General features: G+C 67.6%; 11 protein-coding genes. 8 read left to right on the top strand and 3 right to left on the bottom strand.

Annotated elements, in window-relative coordinates; genetic code table 11:
• Position 1 precedes the first annotated feature (1 nt).
• From ABIB14_RS06015 to ABIB14_RS06035, 5 genes are all read left to right on the top strand, one after another.
• Complete coding sequence (locus ABIB14_RS06015; protein WP_354234863.1) at positions 2 to 1,087, top strand: HEAT repeat domain-containing protein; 1,086 nt, start codon at positions 2 to 4, stop codon at positions 1,085 to 1,087.
• Positions 1,084 to 2,505 (top strand): glycosyltransferase family 2 protein, encoded by a 1,422-nt coding sequence (locus ABIB14_RS06020; protein ID WP_354234865.1) that lies wholly within the window; start codon positions 1,084 to 1,086, stop codon positions 2,503 to 2,505. Before ABIB14_RS06015 ends, ABIB14_RS06020 begins: the two co-directional genes overlap by 4 nt.
• 98 nt (positions 2,506 to 2,603) lie before the next feature.
• A complete protein-coding gene (locus ABIB14_RS06025) occupies positions 2,604 to 4,832 on the top strand; it encodes a S9 family peptidase (RefSeq protein ID WP_354234867.1) in 2,229 nt (742 codons plus the stop codon).
• Between the two features lie 209 nt (positions 4,833 to 5,041).
• A complete protein-coding gene (locus tag ABIB14_RS06030; RefSeq protein ID WP_502909621.1) occupies positions 5,042 to 5,776 on the top strand; it encodes a peptidoglycan-binding protein in 735 nt (244 codons plus the stop codon).
• Positions 5,777 to 5,783: 7 nt separating this feature from the next.
• The gene (locus ABIB14_RS06035; protein ID WP_354234871.1) at positions 5,784 to 8,243 is read left to right on the top strand and encodes a hypothetical protein; all 2,460 of its coding nucleotides are present in this window, start codon (positions 5,784 to 5,786) and stop codon (positions 8,241 to 8,243) included.
• A gap of 196 nt (positions 8,244 to 8,439) precedes the next feature.
• On the opposite strand, the gene ABIB14_RS06040 is transcribed toward ABIB14_RS06035, so the two are convergent.
• The 3 genes from ABIB14_RS06040 to pta form a co-directional block, all read right to left on the bottom strand.
• Complete coding sequence (locus ABIB14_RS06040) at positions 8,440 to 9,027, bottom strand: GNAT family N-acetyltransferase (RefSeq protein WP_354234873.1); 588 nt, start codon at positions 9,025 to 9,027, stop codon at positions 8,440 to 8,442.
• Positions 9,028 to 9,114: 87 nt separating this feature from the next.
• Positions 9,115 to 10,284: an acetate kinase gene (locus ABIB14_RS06045; protein WP_354234875.1), complete on the bottom strand. Its 1,170-nt coding sequence runs from the start codon at positions 10,282 to 10,284 to the stop codon at positions 9,115 to 9,117.
• Positions 10,285 to 10,293: 9 nt separating this feature from the next.
• Positions 10,294 to 12,471 carry a phosphate acetyltransferase gene (gene pta, locus ABIB14_RS06050; RefSeq protein WP_354234877.1) on the bottom strand — a complete coding sequence of 726 codons (2,178 nt, stop codon included), beginning with the start codon at positions 12,469 to 12,471 and terminating at the stop codon, positions 10,294 to 10,296.
• Positions 12,472 to 12,562: 91 nt separating this feature from the next.
• On the opposite strand from pta, the gene ABIB14_RS06055 reads away from it, so the two are divergent.
• From ABIB14_RS06055 to ABIB14_RS06065, 3 genes are all read left to right on the top strand, one after another.
• On the top strand, positions 12,563 to 13,081 hold the full coding sequence (locus ABIB14_RS06055; RefSeq protein WP_354234879.1) for a hotdog fold thioesterase: 519 nt from the start codon (positions 12,563 to 12,565) through the stop codon (positions 13,079 to 13,081).
• 15 nt (positions 13,082 to 13,096) lie between these two features.
• Positions 13,097 to 14,434 (top strand): phenylacetate--CoA ligase PaaK, encoded by a 1,338-nt coding sequence (gene paaK, locus ABIB14_RS06060; protein ID WP_354234880.1) that lies wholly within the window; start codon positions 13,097 to 13,099, stop codon positions 14,432 to 14,434.
• 92 nt (positions 14,435 to 14,526) lie between these two features.
• Positions 14,527 to 15,132, top strand: coding sequence for a TetR/AcrR family transcriptional regulator (locus tag ABIB14_RS06065; protein WP_354234882.1), 606 nt, complete (start codon positions 14,527 to 14,529; stop codon positions 15,130 to 15,132).
• The last annotated feature ends 94 nt before the right edge of the window (positions 15,133 to 15,226 follow it).

Raw genomic sequence — 15,226 nt, forward strand, 5'->3', positions numbered from 1 at the left:
CGTGCAGCTCTACGAACTGCTCACTGTTGTTTTGCTCATCGAAGGCGGGATCCTCTGTGCCGGGTTGAGTCTCATTCTCGGCCATGCGGCTTACGGGCAGGCTAGGTCCGCGCGACTGCGGCCCGGGATGCGGGTCAGCATGCAAATTTTGGCCCGGGTCCTGGCAGGCGCCCCGGACCGCCCGGCCCTTGTGAGGCTTCCGCTGGACAAGACGATCGAAGCCGTGGCCCACGCAACGCGCAGCGTCGACGATGTGGGCCGGGCACGGCTTGCGGAACTCCCCGTGTATGCGGTGCTTAAGGATCGCGCTGAGCGGTGGTGCACCAGCGCGCGATGGCACCGCCGGCTCAAGGGCATCCGGCTATTGGTCATCCTGGGCGCCGGCGAAGGCGCCGTCCCCCCGTTGCTCGAGGACCGCGGCGCTGAAGTGCGCAGCGCCGCGGCTGCCTGGGCTGCGAACCACCCGAGTCCACAGATTGCCACCAGGCTGGTCCGGATGCTCAGCGACGAGGCACTCGCTTGCCGACTGACCGCCCACGCCGCCCTGATCCGGCTGGGCCGCCACGCCGTACCCGCAATCATCAGCCATCTGGCCGAGGCGTCCCCGGCGTCATTGGCCCCAGCGCTCCTCGTCGCGTCCCGCATCCACGACTCCGCGTTGGCGGGACCCGCGCTGGTGCACCGGAGCCACGGTGATCCGGAGGTTCGGGCGGCCGTCGCGCAGGTAATAGCCTCCGGGGGCGGCACCACTGGCGTCGAGGGGCTGAAATCTTTCCTTATTGACCCCGCGGCTAAGGTGCGGGCAACGGCCGCGGCGGGGCTCGGCGGACTTGGGGACTGGCCCAGCGCGCCCCTGCTGGCCGAGCTGCTGGGTGATCCGGCCTGGGAGGTCCGCCGCGCGGCCGGTTTAGCGCTCGACCGGCTCGGCAGCCCGGGTCAACTTTACCTTCAGCGGGCGCTCAACAGCACGGACCGGTTCGCGCAGGACATGGCCCGGCAGGTCCTGGACCGGGCCAGGCCGGGCCTGGGCGCGGCGGCCCGGGCCGCACCCCCAGAATTCGCAATGAACGGGCAGGAACGCGGATGATCCCCGACGTAGCAACCATGATCCTGGCCGGTTTCGCCTGGGCGGTGTTTGCCTATTTCATTGTGGTCAACGGTTGGCAAACGGCCCTGGTCGTCAGCGCCACAGCCGCCATGCGCCGTCACCGGCAGCAGACGTGGGAAGAAGACCGCGTCGGCCTGCTCGGCTCTGCGGTGACCCCCACAATCAGTGCCCTCGCGCCCGCCTACAACGAAGAAGCCAACGTCGCCGAAAGTGTTCACGCGTTGCTGATGCTTCAGTACCCGGCGCTGGAAGTGGTGCTCATCAACGACGGTTCCGGAGACTCGACCCTGGACGTGCTGATCCGGACCTTCGAGCTGCACCCAATCCACCCGATCTTCCGGAACCAGGTACAGTCGCAGCCTATCCGGGGCCTCTACCGCTCACAGCTCCACCCTCAACTCCTGGTGGTGGACAAGGAGAACGGCGGGAAGGCGGACGCGCTCAACGCCGGACTCAACTGCGCCACCGGCGAGCTTGTCTGCGCCATCGACGCGGACACGCTCATCGAGCCGGACGCGTTGCTGCGGATCGTCCGGCCGTTCCTGACCGACGAGAATGTAGTGGCCGCCGGCGGTACCATCCGCGTAGCCAATGGTTCAAAGGTGGCCAACGGGCGCGTACTGGCCCCGCGGGTTCCCCGGGGGCTGCTGGCAGGCTGCCAGTCCGTGGAATACCTCCGCTCGTTCCTGTTCGGAAGGCTGGGCTGGAACAATCTGGGCGGGAACCTGATCATTTCCGGCGCCTTCGGTCTGTTCCGCCGGGCATCAGTGCTGGAAGTGGGTGGGTACGTCCATGACACGGTCGGTGAGGACATGGAGCTCATTGCCGACCTGCGCCGCCACGGCCAAGACCGCGGGACCGCGAGCCGGGTGGACTTCGTTCCCGACCCGGTGGCATGGACTGAGGTCCCGGAGTCCTTGCGTGTTCTCGGACGGCAGCGCGACCGCTGGCACCGAGGCCTGACCGACGTGCTGCGCCGGCACCGGGGAGTACTGCTCAATCCGCGGTACCGCGCTCTGGGCCTGGTGGTATATCCCTACTTCGTTGTGGTGGAACTGCTGGGACCCGTAGTTGAGGCGCTTGGGGTGGTCGCGGTACCGCTGGGTTTGATGCTCGGAGCGGTCGATCTGACATTCGCCCTGTTGTTCCTTGCGGTGGCCTATGGCTGGGGCGTCCTGCTGAACGTGGCGGTCATCGTGCTCGAGGAACTGACTTACCGACGGTACCAGCGGTGGTCGGACCTGCTGCTGTTGCTGTTTTGGAGTGTCGTTGAGGGAGTTGGCTACCGTCAGCTCACCGTCGTCTGGCGGCTGCTCGGACTATGGCGTTACGCGCGGGGCAGCAAGGACTGGGGTGTAATGAGCCGGAAGGGCTTCGGGGCGCCTACACCGGTGTGATGGGCGCGATCCATGGGGCCCACGCGTTCATGGCCGCTGGTGCCGGCTAGTCAGCGCTTCCGGCGAACGGTGACTGCACTGCCCGGTAGATTGGGTGCATGACGCAGACCCCCGTGCAGCCCTCCCCGCAGCCCTCCCCGCAGCCACCCGTCGCAAAAAAGGTTCCCGCCGTCCGGACCCGCCACGGCGACGTTTTCGAGGACAACTATGAGTGGCTGCGGGACAAGGAATCCGCCGAAGTCGTGGAACTGCTGACGGCCGAGAACGCCTACCAGGAAGCAGTCACGGCCCGCCAGGAACCCCTGCGCGAGGCCATCTTCCAGGAAATCAAGGGCCGCACCCAGGAAACAGACCTCTCCGTGCCCCACCGCAAGGACGGCTGGTGGTACTACACCCGCTCGGTCGAAGGCAAGGAATACGGGATCCAGTGCCGGGTCCGCGCCCGGGACAGCGAGGACCGCGTAGCCGACTGGACTCCCCCGGCCGTCGGCGTCGACGTCGAACTCCCCGGCGAGGAAGTGCTCCTGGACGGCAACCTCGAAGCCGAAGGCAAGCCCTTCTTCGCCGTCGGCGGCTCCGCGGTGACTATCGACGGCAACCTGTATGCGTACGCCGTGGATAACGCCGGCGACGAACGGTTCACGCTGCACATTAAGGACCTCCGCACCGGTGAGCTGCTGCCGGATGTGATCGAGAACGTCTTCTACGGCATCTCCTTCTCCCCCGACGGCAGCCGGATCTTCTACACCGTGGTGGACGCGTCCTGGCGCCCGTACCAGGTAAAGGCCCACGTCCTCGGCACGCCGGTCACCGAGGATGCGGTGATCTACCAGGAGGACGACGTCGCAATGTGGCTCGGGTTCGAGCTCTCCGCGGACCGCCGCCACCTGGTACTGGGGATCGGCTGCTCCGAATTCAGCGAGACCCGGCTGCTGCGCTTCGACGCCCCCGACGCCGGGCTCACCACCGTGATACCCCGTTCCGAACGCGTCCTCTACGAGGCCGAACCGTTCCTACTGACCGATGCGTCGGGTGCCCAGCAGGAAACCATTCTGCTCACCCACAACAAGGACGCCATCAACTCGATGGTCTCGCTCGTGGACCCGGCCGAACTGGCTAAACCTGCCGCCGCGCAGCACTGGCGGACCGTCGTCGAGCATTCCGGGCAGGTACGCGTCAACGGCGCCGGCGTCACGGCCACGCACCTGGTGCTGTCCATCCGCAAGGACACGATCGAACGCGTGCAGGTCCTGCCGCTGGCTGGCCTTGGCACGCCCGAACAAGGCGCCGCCGTGGAACCCGCGTTCGACGAGCAGCTATACACGGCCGGGGTTGCCGGTTCCGATTACGGGGCCCCGGTGATCCGGATGGGCTACACGTCCTACTTCACGCCGTCACGGGTCTACGACTTTGTGCTGCCGACTGCGGAGCTGCCCGCCGGCGAGCTGCTGTTGCGCAAAGAAAGCCCCGTACTGGGCGGCTACTCGCCGTCCGACTACGTCGCCACCCGGGAATGGGCGGTGGCCACCGACGGGACCCGAGTCCCGCTCTCGGTGCTGCGGCACGCATCGGTGCGGCAGGATTCGACGGCGGCCGGCATGGTCTACGGCTACGGCTCGTACGAAATGAGCATGGACCCGGGCTTCGGCATTCCCCGGCTGTCCCTGTTGGACCGCGGCGTCGTGTTCGTGATCGCCCACGTCCGCGGCGGCGGCGAGCTGGGCCGGCACTGGTACGACGATGGCAAGAAACTGCACAAGAAGAACACCTTCACGGACTTCATCGCGGCGACCGACTGGCTCGCCGGATCCGGCTGGGTGGACCCGGCCCGGATCGCGGCCATGGGCGGCTCCGCCGGTGGCCTGCTGATGGGCGCCGTCGCTAACCTTGCACCGGAAAAGTACGCCGCGATCGTCGCCGCTGTCCCGTTTGTGGACGCTCTGACCACCATCCTGGATCCGGAACTGCCGCTCTCGGCCCTGGAATGGGAGGAGTGGGGCAACCCGATCACAGACCCGGAGGTGTACGCCTACATGAAGTCGTACACGCCGTATGAGAACGTCCGGGCGGCGGCGTACCCCAGGATCGCGGCGGTCACCTCGTTCAATGACACCCGTGTGCTCTATGTCGAGCCCGCCAAGTGGGTGCAGCGGCTGCGGGAGCTGAACACCGGCAGCGAGCCGATCGTCATGAAGATCGAAATGGAGGGCGGCCACGGCGGCGCCTCGGGCCGCTACGTGCAGTGGAAGGAACGCGCCTGGGACTATGCCTTCGTCGCTGACTCCCTCGGCGCCACGGAGCTCCTGCCGGGCGCAGGGGTTAAGTAGCCCGCGCCGCCTTCGATCGGTTGCTCCGTAACCGCCCTTTTGCACCTCCAAAAGGGCGCTTACGGAGCAACCGACGGGCCGGGTAGTGCCAATTAATGATCATCATGCTTACTATTGACCGTCACTAGGCACATCCGCGTTGAAACTGCTCACTGGGGGCAGCAGAACCGGTGCCGGAACTGGAGTCAACTGTGAGTACTGACGGAGCAATGAACGGGTTGTCCGACGCGGAACTGATGGCCGAAGGCGCCACCGCACTTCCTGACAAGGAGGTGGCATCGGTCCTGGATCTGAACGCGGACCTGAACCTCGGCATCAGCGCCGCGGCACCGATCGACCTCGGCGTCGCAGCAAACGCCAACGTCGCGGCACCGATCGATGCCGCGGCCTCGGCGAACGTCCTCTCCTTCGGGTCCGAATCGCAGGCTCTCGCCGACCAGGGAACCCTCATCAACCAGGGCATCACCGCCGACGCCACGGCCCATTCGGTGCAGGACAGCGCCATCGACCAGGGCACCGCCGCTGCCCCTGCCGGCCCGGCCGGCCCGGCCGGCCCGGCGACGACGGATCCAACGGCCGCGGTACCGACGGCGTCCGTCCCGGCGGGCGCGACGGACGGCGGAGTTGTCCCCGGGGGCGTGCTGCCGGCCGGAACCACTCCGGATCTCGGCGCTACCGCCGCTGGCGCCGCAGGGGCCCTGAACGGCAACCTGCTCAACGTGAACGTAAATCTGGACGCCAATGCCGGGATCGCGGCGCCCATCAACGGTGCTGTTGCTGCCAACGCCAACGTCGCTGCGCCGATCGACGCGGCCGTCGGTGCCAACATTGGCTCCATCGACAGCAACGCGTATGCCGTCGCCCATCAGGATGCCATCATCAACCAGGACATCCACGGCAATGCCACGGCCTCGGCGGACCAGCAGTCCACGCTGAAGCAGTAGCACCCAGATGAGCACTGTGCACGGAGGGCCGTCCGAACAGGGCGGCCCTCCGGTCCGCCCTGCCGCCCCGGGCGCCGCGGCGCGCCAACCGCCGTCGGGCTCTGCCACTGGCACCCTGCCGCCCCCGGTCCTGGCCGACGGCGTCCAGCTGATCGGCGAGACGAAGGGTTCCGGCTACAAGCAGGCCCCATCCCTGGTCCGGCGCGCCGACGGACAGACAATCCAGCTGACTCGGCTGCTTTACCAGGTGCTGGAAGCTGTGGACGGCCGCCGCGGCTTGGAAGAAATCGCGGAGCACGCCGGCAGCAGATCCGGCAAGCCCGTCAGTGCCGCGAACGTGCAGACCCTGATCGACACCCAGCTTCTCCCGCTGGGCCTCCTGCGGCTAGCCGATGGCTCCCAGCCCGAGGTCAAGAAGTCCAACCCGCTCCTGGGCATGCGGTTCCGCTACTCCGTTACGGATCCGGAACGAACGCGAATGCTGACCGCCCCGTTTGCCACCCTTTTCAACCCGCTGATCGTCGTGGCTGTAACGGCCGCCTTCCTCGCCACCTGTTGGTGGGTGCTGATGGTCAAGGGCCTCGCCTCGGCCACCCATGAAGCCTTCGCCAACCCCGGTCTGGTGCTGCTGATCCTGCTGGTCACGGTGCTGTCCGCCGGCTTCCACGAATTCGGGCACGCCGCCGCTGCCCGTCGCGGGGGCGCAACGCCGGGCGCCATGGGAACCGGCCTGTACCTGATGTGGCCGGCGTTCTACACCGATGTCACGGATTCCTATCGTCTTGGCCGGGCCGGCCGGATTCGTACCGACCTGGGCGGCCTCTACTTCAATGCGATAGTGGCTGTCGCCATCACGGGTCTCTGGTGGGCCACCGGCTTTGACGCGCTGCTGTTGGTGGTGGTCACTCAAATCCTGCAGATGGTCCGGCAACTGATGCCCATGGTCCGCTTCGACGGCTATCACATTCTGGCCGATGCCACCGGCATCCCGGACCTGTTTCAACGGATCAAGCCGACCCTGCTGGCGTTGGTTCCCTGGCGTAAAACAGATCCAGAGGCCCGGCTCCTCAAGCCCTGGGCCCGGGCCGTCGTCACCGTTTGGGTGCTCGTCACGGTACCCCTCCTCGTCTTCAGCATGGCCACGATGGTGCTCACCCTGCCGCGGGTCCTCGGCACCGCCTGGGACAACGGCTCGAAGCAGCAGGCCATGCTCTCGCACAGCGTGGCCACGGGAGACATTGCCGACGCTGCCGTGCGCGTGCTCGCGATCGTCTGTATCGCACTGCCGATTCTCGGGATCTTCTATATCCTGTTGCGCTCCGGGCGGCAGATCGTCACTGGCCTTTGGCAGCGGACCCGCGGCAAGGCATTGCAGCGCGGAGTTGCCATGGCTGCCATAGCGGCCGTCACGGCGGGCCTCGCGTGGGCCTGGTGGCCGGGCGCCGAGAGCTACCGCCCTGTCCAGCCCTACGAACGCGGCACCCTGGCAGATGCCACCACCGCAATCTTCCCCGCAGCCTCAGCCCAGGGGATGAAGCAGGGCCAGGCCGGCCGGACGGTGGCGCTCTGGCCCGAGGGCACCCGGAAACCCAACCGCGAAAACCCGCAGCTGAGCATGGTGCTGATGCCCCGGGATGCGTCGGCCACGGCGGGGGGACCCGGCAGCACGACGGCGGCACCGTCTTGGGTGTTCCCGTTCGACAAACCGGCACCGCCCCAAGAGGGCGGCAACCAGTCCCTCGCGGTCAATACTACGGACGGCTCCGTGGTCTACGACGTCGCTTTTGCCCTGGTTTGGGCCGAAGACGGGCAGGACGTCCGCAACCGTAACGAGGCCTACGCCTTCGCCAGCTGCAAGGACTGCGCGGCCGTCGCGGTGGGGTTCCAGGTGGTCCTGATTGTGGGGCAGGCGAATGTGATCGTTCCGGAAAACCTCTCGGCCGCGGCGAACTATAATTGCGTCCGCTGCCTCACCTACGCCCTGGCCCGGCAGTTGGTCCTCACGCTCGACGGGCCGCTGAGCCCGGATGGCATGTCCAGGCTCAACGCACTATGGCAGCAGATCTCGGAGTACGGCCGCAACCTGCAGGACGTACCGCTCGCGGAGATCCAGGGCAAACTGGAGGGCTTCAAGGAACAGATCCTGGAGCTTGTCCGAACGGATCCTAGCGCTTCGCCGAGGGGGCACAGCACGCCTCCCACCACTCCGGGTAGCTCGCCGGCGTCGGCGTCACCGGGTGCGAGCCCAACTGCAACCCCCGGTGCGACGGACTCTGCGCCGCAGCCAGCTCCTGGCCGGACGGCTGCGACCGTTCCCCCGGGTCCTGCCCCCGCTGCCCCGGCCCCAACGTCTACCGGCACCGCACCGCCGGAATCGCAGCCGACGGTCTCCCCGGGAACCGCCACCACGCCGGTCCCTGGGCCGACGTCGGCTGCTCCTACGGCCACTGCCCCGGCGGCGCCGTAGGCCGTCGTCGGGCCGGTGCGCTCCGTGGAGCACGGCGTGAGGACGCCCGTTCGCCAAAGATGGCCGCTATGCCACTTTCCATAGCGGCCAGCTTTGGCGAATCGAGGACGTGCGATCAGGCCACGACGCCCGTTCGCCCGGGCGCGCCGCTCGTCGAAGATGGCGTCTCCGGCACCCGCCATAGCGGCCAGCTTCGTCAAACCTTCGGGTCCTTGGCCTCCGACCGGGCCTTCCATTCCTCGGCGAGGATCGCGTAGACCACTTCGGTGGCCCACTGGCCCTTGTAATGCCATTTGTCCACCTGGGTCGATTCCAGCCGCATGCCGAGGCGCTCGCATAGTGCCGCGGAGGCGGTGTTGAGCGCGTCCAGTTTGGCGTCGATCCGGTGGAAATCGAGCTCCTCGAAGCCGAGCCGCAGCATCTCGAGGGCAGCTTCCGCCGCGTACCCATTTCCGCGGGCTTCCGGGGCCAGGCTCCAGCCCACTTCAGCCTGGCCCCGGCCGGGCGCCCACTTGAGCACCACTTCGCCGAGCAGCCCGGGCGAGTCCGCGGCCTCGATGGCCAGCGCCACCCAGTCGCCTTCCTTCTCGAATACGAAGTTCGCATACTTTCCCACGGACTCCATGGACTGGGTGTAGTTCTTCGCCTCCCTGGGCAGGAACCGGGCGGTTTCGGGCAGTGAGTGGTAGGCGTGGAAGGCGTCAAGGTCGGCGGCTTCGAAGCGGCGCAGCACCAACCGCTGGGTGCGGAGGGGCAGCGGAGGAAGGGGCGTGGGTTCCGTCATGCCCCCAACGCTACCCCGCACCCAACTGACTCGCAGTTGAGGCCGTTTTGGACGCTCAAAACGGCCCCTGCTGCGAGTCACTTGGGGCTAGGGGGCAACCGATGACCGGGCGACGACGGCGGCGGTCGCCTCCGCGATGGCGCGCTCCTCGTCGGTTGGGACCACCAGCACCGGCAGGGCAGACCCCGTCGTCGAGATCACCCGCGGTTCCTTGGACCGTTCACGGTTCAGTCCGGCGTCGAGCTCCACGCCGAGCGCCCCCAGCCGTTCCGCGACGAGGCTGCGGAACTGGTGTGAGTTTTCGCCGATGCCGGCCGTGAAGACAAGGGCCTTCGCCCCGCCGACGGCCACGTGATAGGCGCCGATGTATTTCGCCAGCCGGTAGGAGGCCACGGCCAGCGCCATGGCGGACCTGGTATCCCCGGCGTCGGCCGCCTCGACGACGGAGCGCATGTCGTTGTTGCCGGCGAGGCCCTTAAGCCCGGACTGGCGGTGGAGCATGGAATCGAGGTCCTCCGCGGACCAGCCGGCCCGGGCCAGGAAGACCAGGATCGAGGGGTCCAGGTCACCGGAGCGGGTGCCCATCACGAGGCCCTCGAGCGGGGTGAAGCCCATCGAGGTGTCCACCGACTCGCCGCCGCGGATGGCTGTGACGGAGGCACCGTTGCCGAGGTGGGCTATCACGGCGTCGAACTCTTCCACCGGCACATCCAGAAGCGCCGCGGCCCGGTGCGCCACGTACTCATGCGAGGTGCCGTGGAAGCCGTAGCGGCGGATGCCATGGTTCGTGTAGAGCTCGTCCGGCACGGCATAACGCCAGGCGTGCTCGGGCAGGGTGCGGTGGAAAGCGGTATCGAAGACGGCCACCTGCGGCAGCTCCGGCCACTTCTCGGCGATCGCACGGATCCCGAGCACGTTGGCGGGATTATGCAGCGGCGCCAGCGGGTTCAGCCGCTCGATGGCACGGGTGATCTCGTTGTTGACCAGCACCGGTTCGGCGAACCGCTCGCCGCCGTGCACCACACGGTGGCCGACGGCGTCGAGGGTCCGGCCGCCCAGCGCCTCGTGGATCGCACCGGCCACCTGTTCCAGAGCCTCAGCGTGGTCGCGGGGGCCCTCGATCCGGCCGTCGCCGTCCCCGCCGTTACCCATCCCGATCTTCTCGACCAGCCCCTCCGTGAGAACGCTGCCCGCTTCGACGTCGCGGACCTGGTACTTCAGCGAGGACGAGCCCGAGTTGATCACGAGCACCAGCATGACGGCCTCCTAAGCCTTGGCTTCGACAGGCTGTACCGCGGACTGTACCGCGGACTGTTCAATGGCCCCGGCGGTGGCCGGCCCGCTCCGGACCGGGTCGCTGCGGACCGGGTCGTTCTGAACCGACTGGGCCTGGATCGCGGTGATGGCCACGGTGTTCAGGATGTCGTCCACCGTGCAGCCGCGGGACAGGTCGTTGACCGGTTTGCGGAGACCCTGCAGCACCGGTCCGACGGCGACAGCGCCGGAGGACTGCTGGACCGCCTTATAGGTGTTGTTGCCGGTGTTCAGGTCCGGGAAGATGAACACCGTCGCCTGGCCGGCCACAATCGAGCCGGGCATCTTGGACTCGCCGATGGCGGCGTCGACGGCGGCGTCGTACTGGATGGGGCCCGCCACCGCGAGGCCGGGGCGGCGACGGCGGACCAGTTCGGTGGCCTGCCGGACCGCGTCAACGGCCTCGCCGGACCCGGAGCCGCCGGTGGAGTAGGACAGCATCGCGACCCTGGGCTCGACGCCGAACTGGGCTGCCGTTTCGGCCGAGGCCAGGGCGATGTCCGCGAGCTGTTCAACGTTGGGCTCCGGGTTGACCGCGCAGTCTCCATAGACCAGCACCCGGTCCGGCATCAGCATCAGGAACACCGAGGAAACTATCTTGACGCCCTCGCGGGTCTTCACAAACTCAAGCGCCGGCCGGATGGTGTGCGCCGTGGTGTGCGCTGCGCCGGAGACCATGCCGTCCACCACGCCGAGCTGAACCATCATGGTGCCGAAGTAGCTTTCGTCCTGCATCACTTCGAGCGCCTTCGCAAGATCGACACCCTTGTGAGCGCGCAGCTCCGCGTACTTCTGCGCAAAGCCCTGGCGCAGCTCGGAGGTCACAGGATCCACAACGTTGATGCCGCTGAGGTCGATTCCCTGCGTGGCCGCAAGCTCGCGGACGTCGGTCTCACGGCCCAGCACGGTGAGCTCGCAGACGTCGCGGCGGTGCAGGATCTCAGCGGCCCGCAGAATCCGGACGTCGGTGCCCTCGGGCAGGACAATGTGGCGGCGCTGCGCGCGGGCCCGTTCGATCAGGTCGTGCAGGAAGCGCAGCGGCGTCATCCGTTCCGGCCTCGGCAGGTGCAGCCGTTCGAGCAGTTCCGCCTCGTCCACCCGTTTGGCCCACAGGCCCAGCGCGGACGCCACTTTGCGGCGGTGGCCGGACCAGATTTCGCTGCGCACCTCGGAGACCCGTTTGGCGGTCACGTAGGTGTCGTCGGGGGCGGCGAAGATCGGGAACGGGGCCTGCGCCAGCAACGAGTAGACGGTGGGGTCCGGGGCCAGGCCGCCGGTCAGGATGAGCGCCGACGGCACCGCGAAGTCAGGCGAGAAGGATGAGGCCAGGCAGGCCACCAGCACGTCCGCCCGGTCGCCGGGCACGATCACCAGTGCGCCGTCGTCGAGCACGTGCAGGAAGTTGGCGACGTTCATGGCCGCCACTTTGACCGAGCGCACGTCGCGTTCCAGGTCCGGCGTGCCGGCGACCTGGCCGAGTCCCAGGGCGGCGGCCACTTCCCCGGTGGTGGGCCGCGCGATGTCCTCCAGTTCAGGGAAGACGTACACCGGCCGGCCCGAGGCGCCCGGACGGACCGCCGCGGCGATAGCCGCCAGGTCCTCCGGAGCGGCGCGGTTGACCATGATCGCCAGCAGGCTGCACCGCTCGGCGAGGAGTTCCTTGCGGGCGACCTCGACGGCGTCCGCGGTCTCGGCCACAGTGCGGCCCTTGGCCCCGACGACGGCGACCATCGGAGCCGCCAGGTTGTTGGCGAGCCGGGCGTTGAGGTCGAATTCGACGGCAGCGTCCTGGCCGGTGAGGTCGGTGCCTTCGATGATGATCACGTCGCAGTGCCGGGCCATCTCCGCGAAAATCTCGACGCACCGGGAGTCGATCTCCTCTCGCTTCCCCTCGGCGAGCAGGCCGCGGACCTCGGCGAAGGTCAGCCCGCTGCGGCAGCGTTCGTCGTCGAGGTCAAAGCGGGACTTTATCAGCGCCACCATCGGGTCCGCGCCGACGCGGCCGTGGACCACTGGCCTGAAAAAGCCAATCCGGTCCGCGTGCCGGTGCAGCGTGTCCGCGAGGCCCAGCGCAATGAGCGACTTACCGGAGCCGGGCGTCGTCGCACTGACATATATTCCTTTGGCCATGTGTCCCAGCATACTTACAGCCCTTGACAGCAGGCACCCGAATGGGATTACCTAATGAACATTCGGTAAATAAAGCTGGAGGCAACGACGCATGGCTGAAGTGACAATTTCCGGTGACACCCACCCGGTCCTGAAAGACGACTATGCCTCCGAGTGGATGGGCATTGAGGTCCTGGCGCTCGACGACGGTCACGCCACCATCCGGATGGCGCTCCGTCAGGAAATGCTCAACGGCTTCGGCATGGCCCACGGGGGAATGATCTTCGCCTTCGGCGACACCGCCTTCGCCTTGGCCTGCAACCCTGCCAGCCCGGGGCCAGGCGAGGAAGGCAACATCACCATCGCCTCCGGCGTCGACATCAACTTCATCAAGCCAGCCTTCCGCGGCCAGATCTTGACCGCCGTCGCCAACCGCCGCGCCAGCACGGGCCGCAGCGGCCTCTACGACATCCAGATCTACGCCGCGGCCCCCCACGCCGCCACCCCGGAGGCCTCCACCGCCGGGGCGCTGACGGCCGCCACACTCCCGGGCGGTCTCCCCGCCGATGTCCTTCCGGGCGAACTCGTCGCCGAGTTCCGCGGCCGCAGCCGCACCATCTCCAAGAAATAGAAACTTAGGACCCTGATGACCACCCCCACCGCTGAATCTGCCCTCGCCACCAGTGGCGCCGTCCTGGACCGCGAAGAAACCATTTCCCGCGACGAGCTCGAGGCCCTGCAGCTCAGCCGCCTGCAGCACACCCTGGCGTACGCCTATGACCGCGTGCCACTGTACAAGCGCAAATTCGACGAGGCGGGCGTGCACCCCACCGACCTCCGGGAGCTCTCGGACCTGGGCAAGTTCCCGTTCACCACCAAGGAGGACCTCCGGCTCGAGTATCCCTTCGGCATGTTCGCGGTCCCGCAGCAGGAGGTGGCCAGGATCCACGCCAGCTCCGGCACCACCGGCCGCGCCACAGTGGTGGGCTACACCAAGAAGGACCTCGCCGACTGGGCCAAGCTCGTGGCGCGCTCGCTCCGCGCCTCCGGCGTCCGGCCCGGCATGAAGGTCCACAACGCCTACGGCTACGGCCTGTTCACCGGGGGCATGGGCGCCCACGCCGGCGCCGAAGCGCTGGGCTGCACGGTCATCCCGATCTCCGGCGGTCAGACCGAACGCCAGATCACCCTGATCCAGGACTTCAAGCCGGACGCCATCCTGGCCACCCCGACCTACCTGCTGACCATCGCGGACGCCATGATGAAGCAGGGCATCGACCCGGCCTCGACCTCGCTGAAGTACGCGGTGCTCGGCGCCGAGCCGTGGACCGAGGAAATGCGGCACGAGCTCGAAGTCACCATGAACATCAAGGCGTGCGACATCTACGGCCTGTCCGAGGTCATGGGCCCCGGCGTGGCCGGCGAGGCCGTGGAAACCCAGGACGGCAGCCACATCTGGGAGGACCACTTCCGCCCCGAGATCATCGACGCCTTCGACCCGTCCGTGGTCCTCGGCGACGGCGAGCCCGGCGAGCTGGTGTTCACCTCGCTCACCAAGGAAGCCCTGCCGATTATCCGGTACCGCACGAAGGACCTCACCCGGCTGCTGCCCGGAACCGCCCGTCCCGCGCACCGCCGCATGGGCCGCATCACCGGCCGCAGCGACGACATGATCATCCTCCGAGGTGTGAACCTGTTCCCCTCGCAGATCGAAGAAATCGCGCTGCGGATCCCGGAGCTGAGCCCGCACTTCCAGCTGGAGCTCACCCGCCCCGAGGGCCAGCGGATGGACCAGCTGACCGTGAAGATCGAGCGCCGCGAGTCCGTCACGGTCGAGGGCGTCGCGTCGGCTGCGAGGGTCCTGAAGGAACAGATCAAGATCCACGTCGGGTCCTCCTGCGCCGTCAACGTCGTCGAACCGGGGTCGCTGGAACGCTCCAACGGCAAGCTGCGCCGGATCTACGACTTGCGTCCCAAGGCCTGACCCGCCCCTGCGTTTGCACCCGACCTGGGGCCCGGCCGGCGTAATTCAAGGGCAACGCCGGCCTAGCCTCCGTACATGAGAAACTAGCGAGTATGCCCAGTACAGGAACCACCGCCAAGCGAGGCCGCCCCGGCTATGACCAGCAGTCGGTCCTGCTGATCGCCGTCGACGTCTTCAACCGGCACGGCTACGACGCCACGTCGATGGGCATCCTCGCCGAAAATCTGGGCATCTCCAAGTCCGCGATTTACCACCATGTGCCCTCCAAAGGCGATCTCCTGAAGCTCGCCCTCGACCACGCGCTCGGCGGGCTCGAAGCCATCCTGGAACAGCCGCAGGCCGCGTCCGGATCCGCGGACGCCCGGCTGGAGTTTGTGCTCCGCGAGACCATTGCGGTGCTGGTGGAGCGGCTACCGTTTGTTACGCTGCTGCTCCGGCTGCGCGGCAACACTGAGGTCGAGCGGAACGCCCTGGAGCGTCGGCGTACCTTCGACCACAAGGTGGCGGACCTGATTTCCGCGGCCCGCGATGAAGGCTCGCTCCGCCAGGACATCGATCCCCGCACCGTAACCCGGCTGCTCTTCGGTACCATCAACTCGATCGTCGAGTGGTACAGGCCCGGCGGCTCCCTCTCCCCCGAAAAGCTCGCCGACGATGTCATCACCATGGCGTTCAACGGCCTGCACGTCCCCAGCTAGTTAGTTCGTCCGGGCCGGGGGCGCCACGCTCCCGGCTGGTCCGAGGGAAACTTCTGCGCCCCGTGGGTCCCGTGAGCATGTCCCGTTCCCGGCG

Origin of the sequence: Arthrobacter sp. UYEF3 (assembly GCF_040546245.1) — a bacterium.
Classification (GTDB): domain Bacteria; phylum Actinomycetota; class Actinomycetes; order Actinomycetales; family Micrococcaceae; genus Arthrobacter.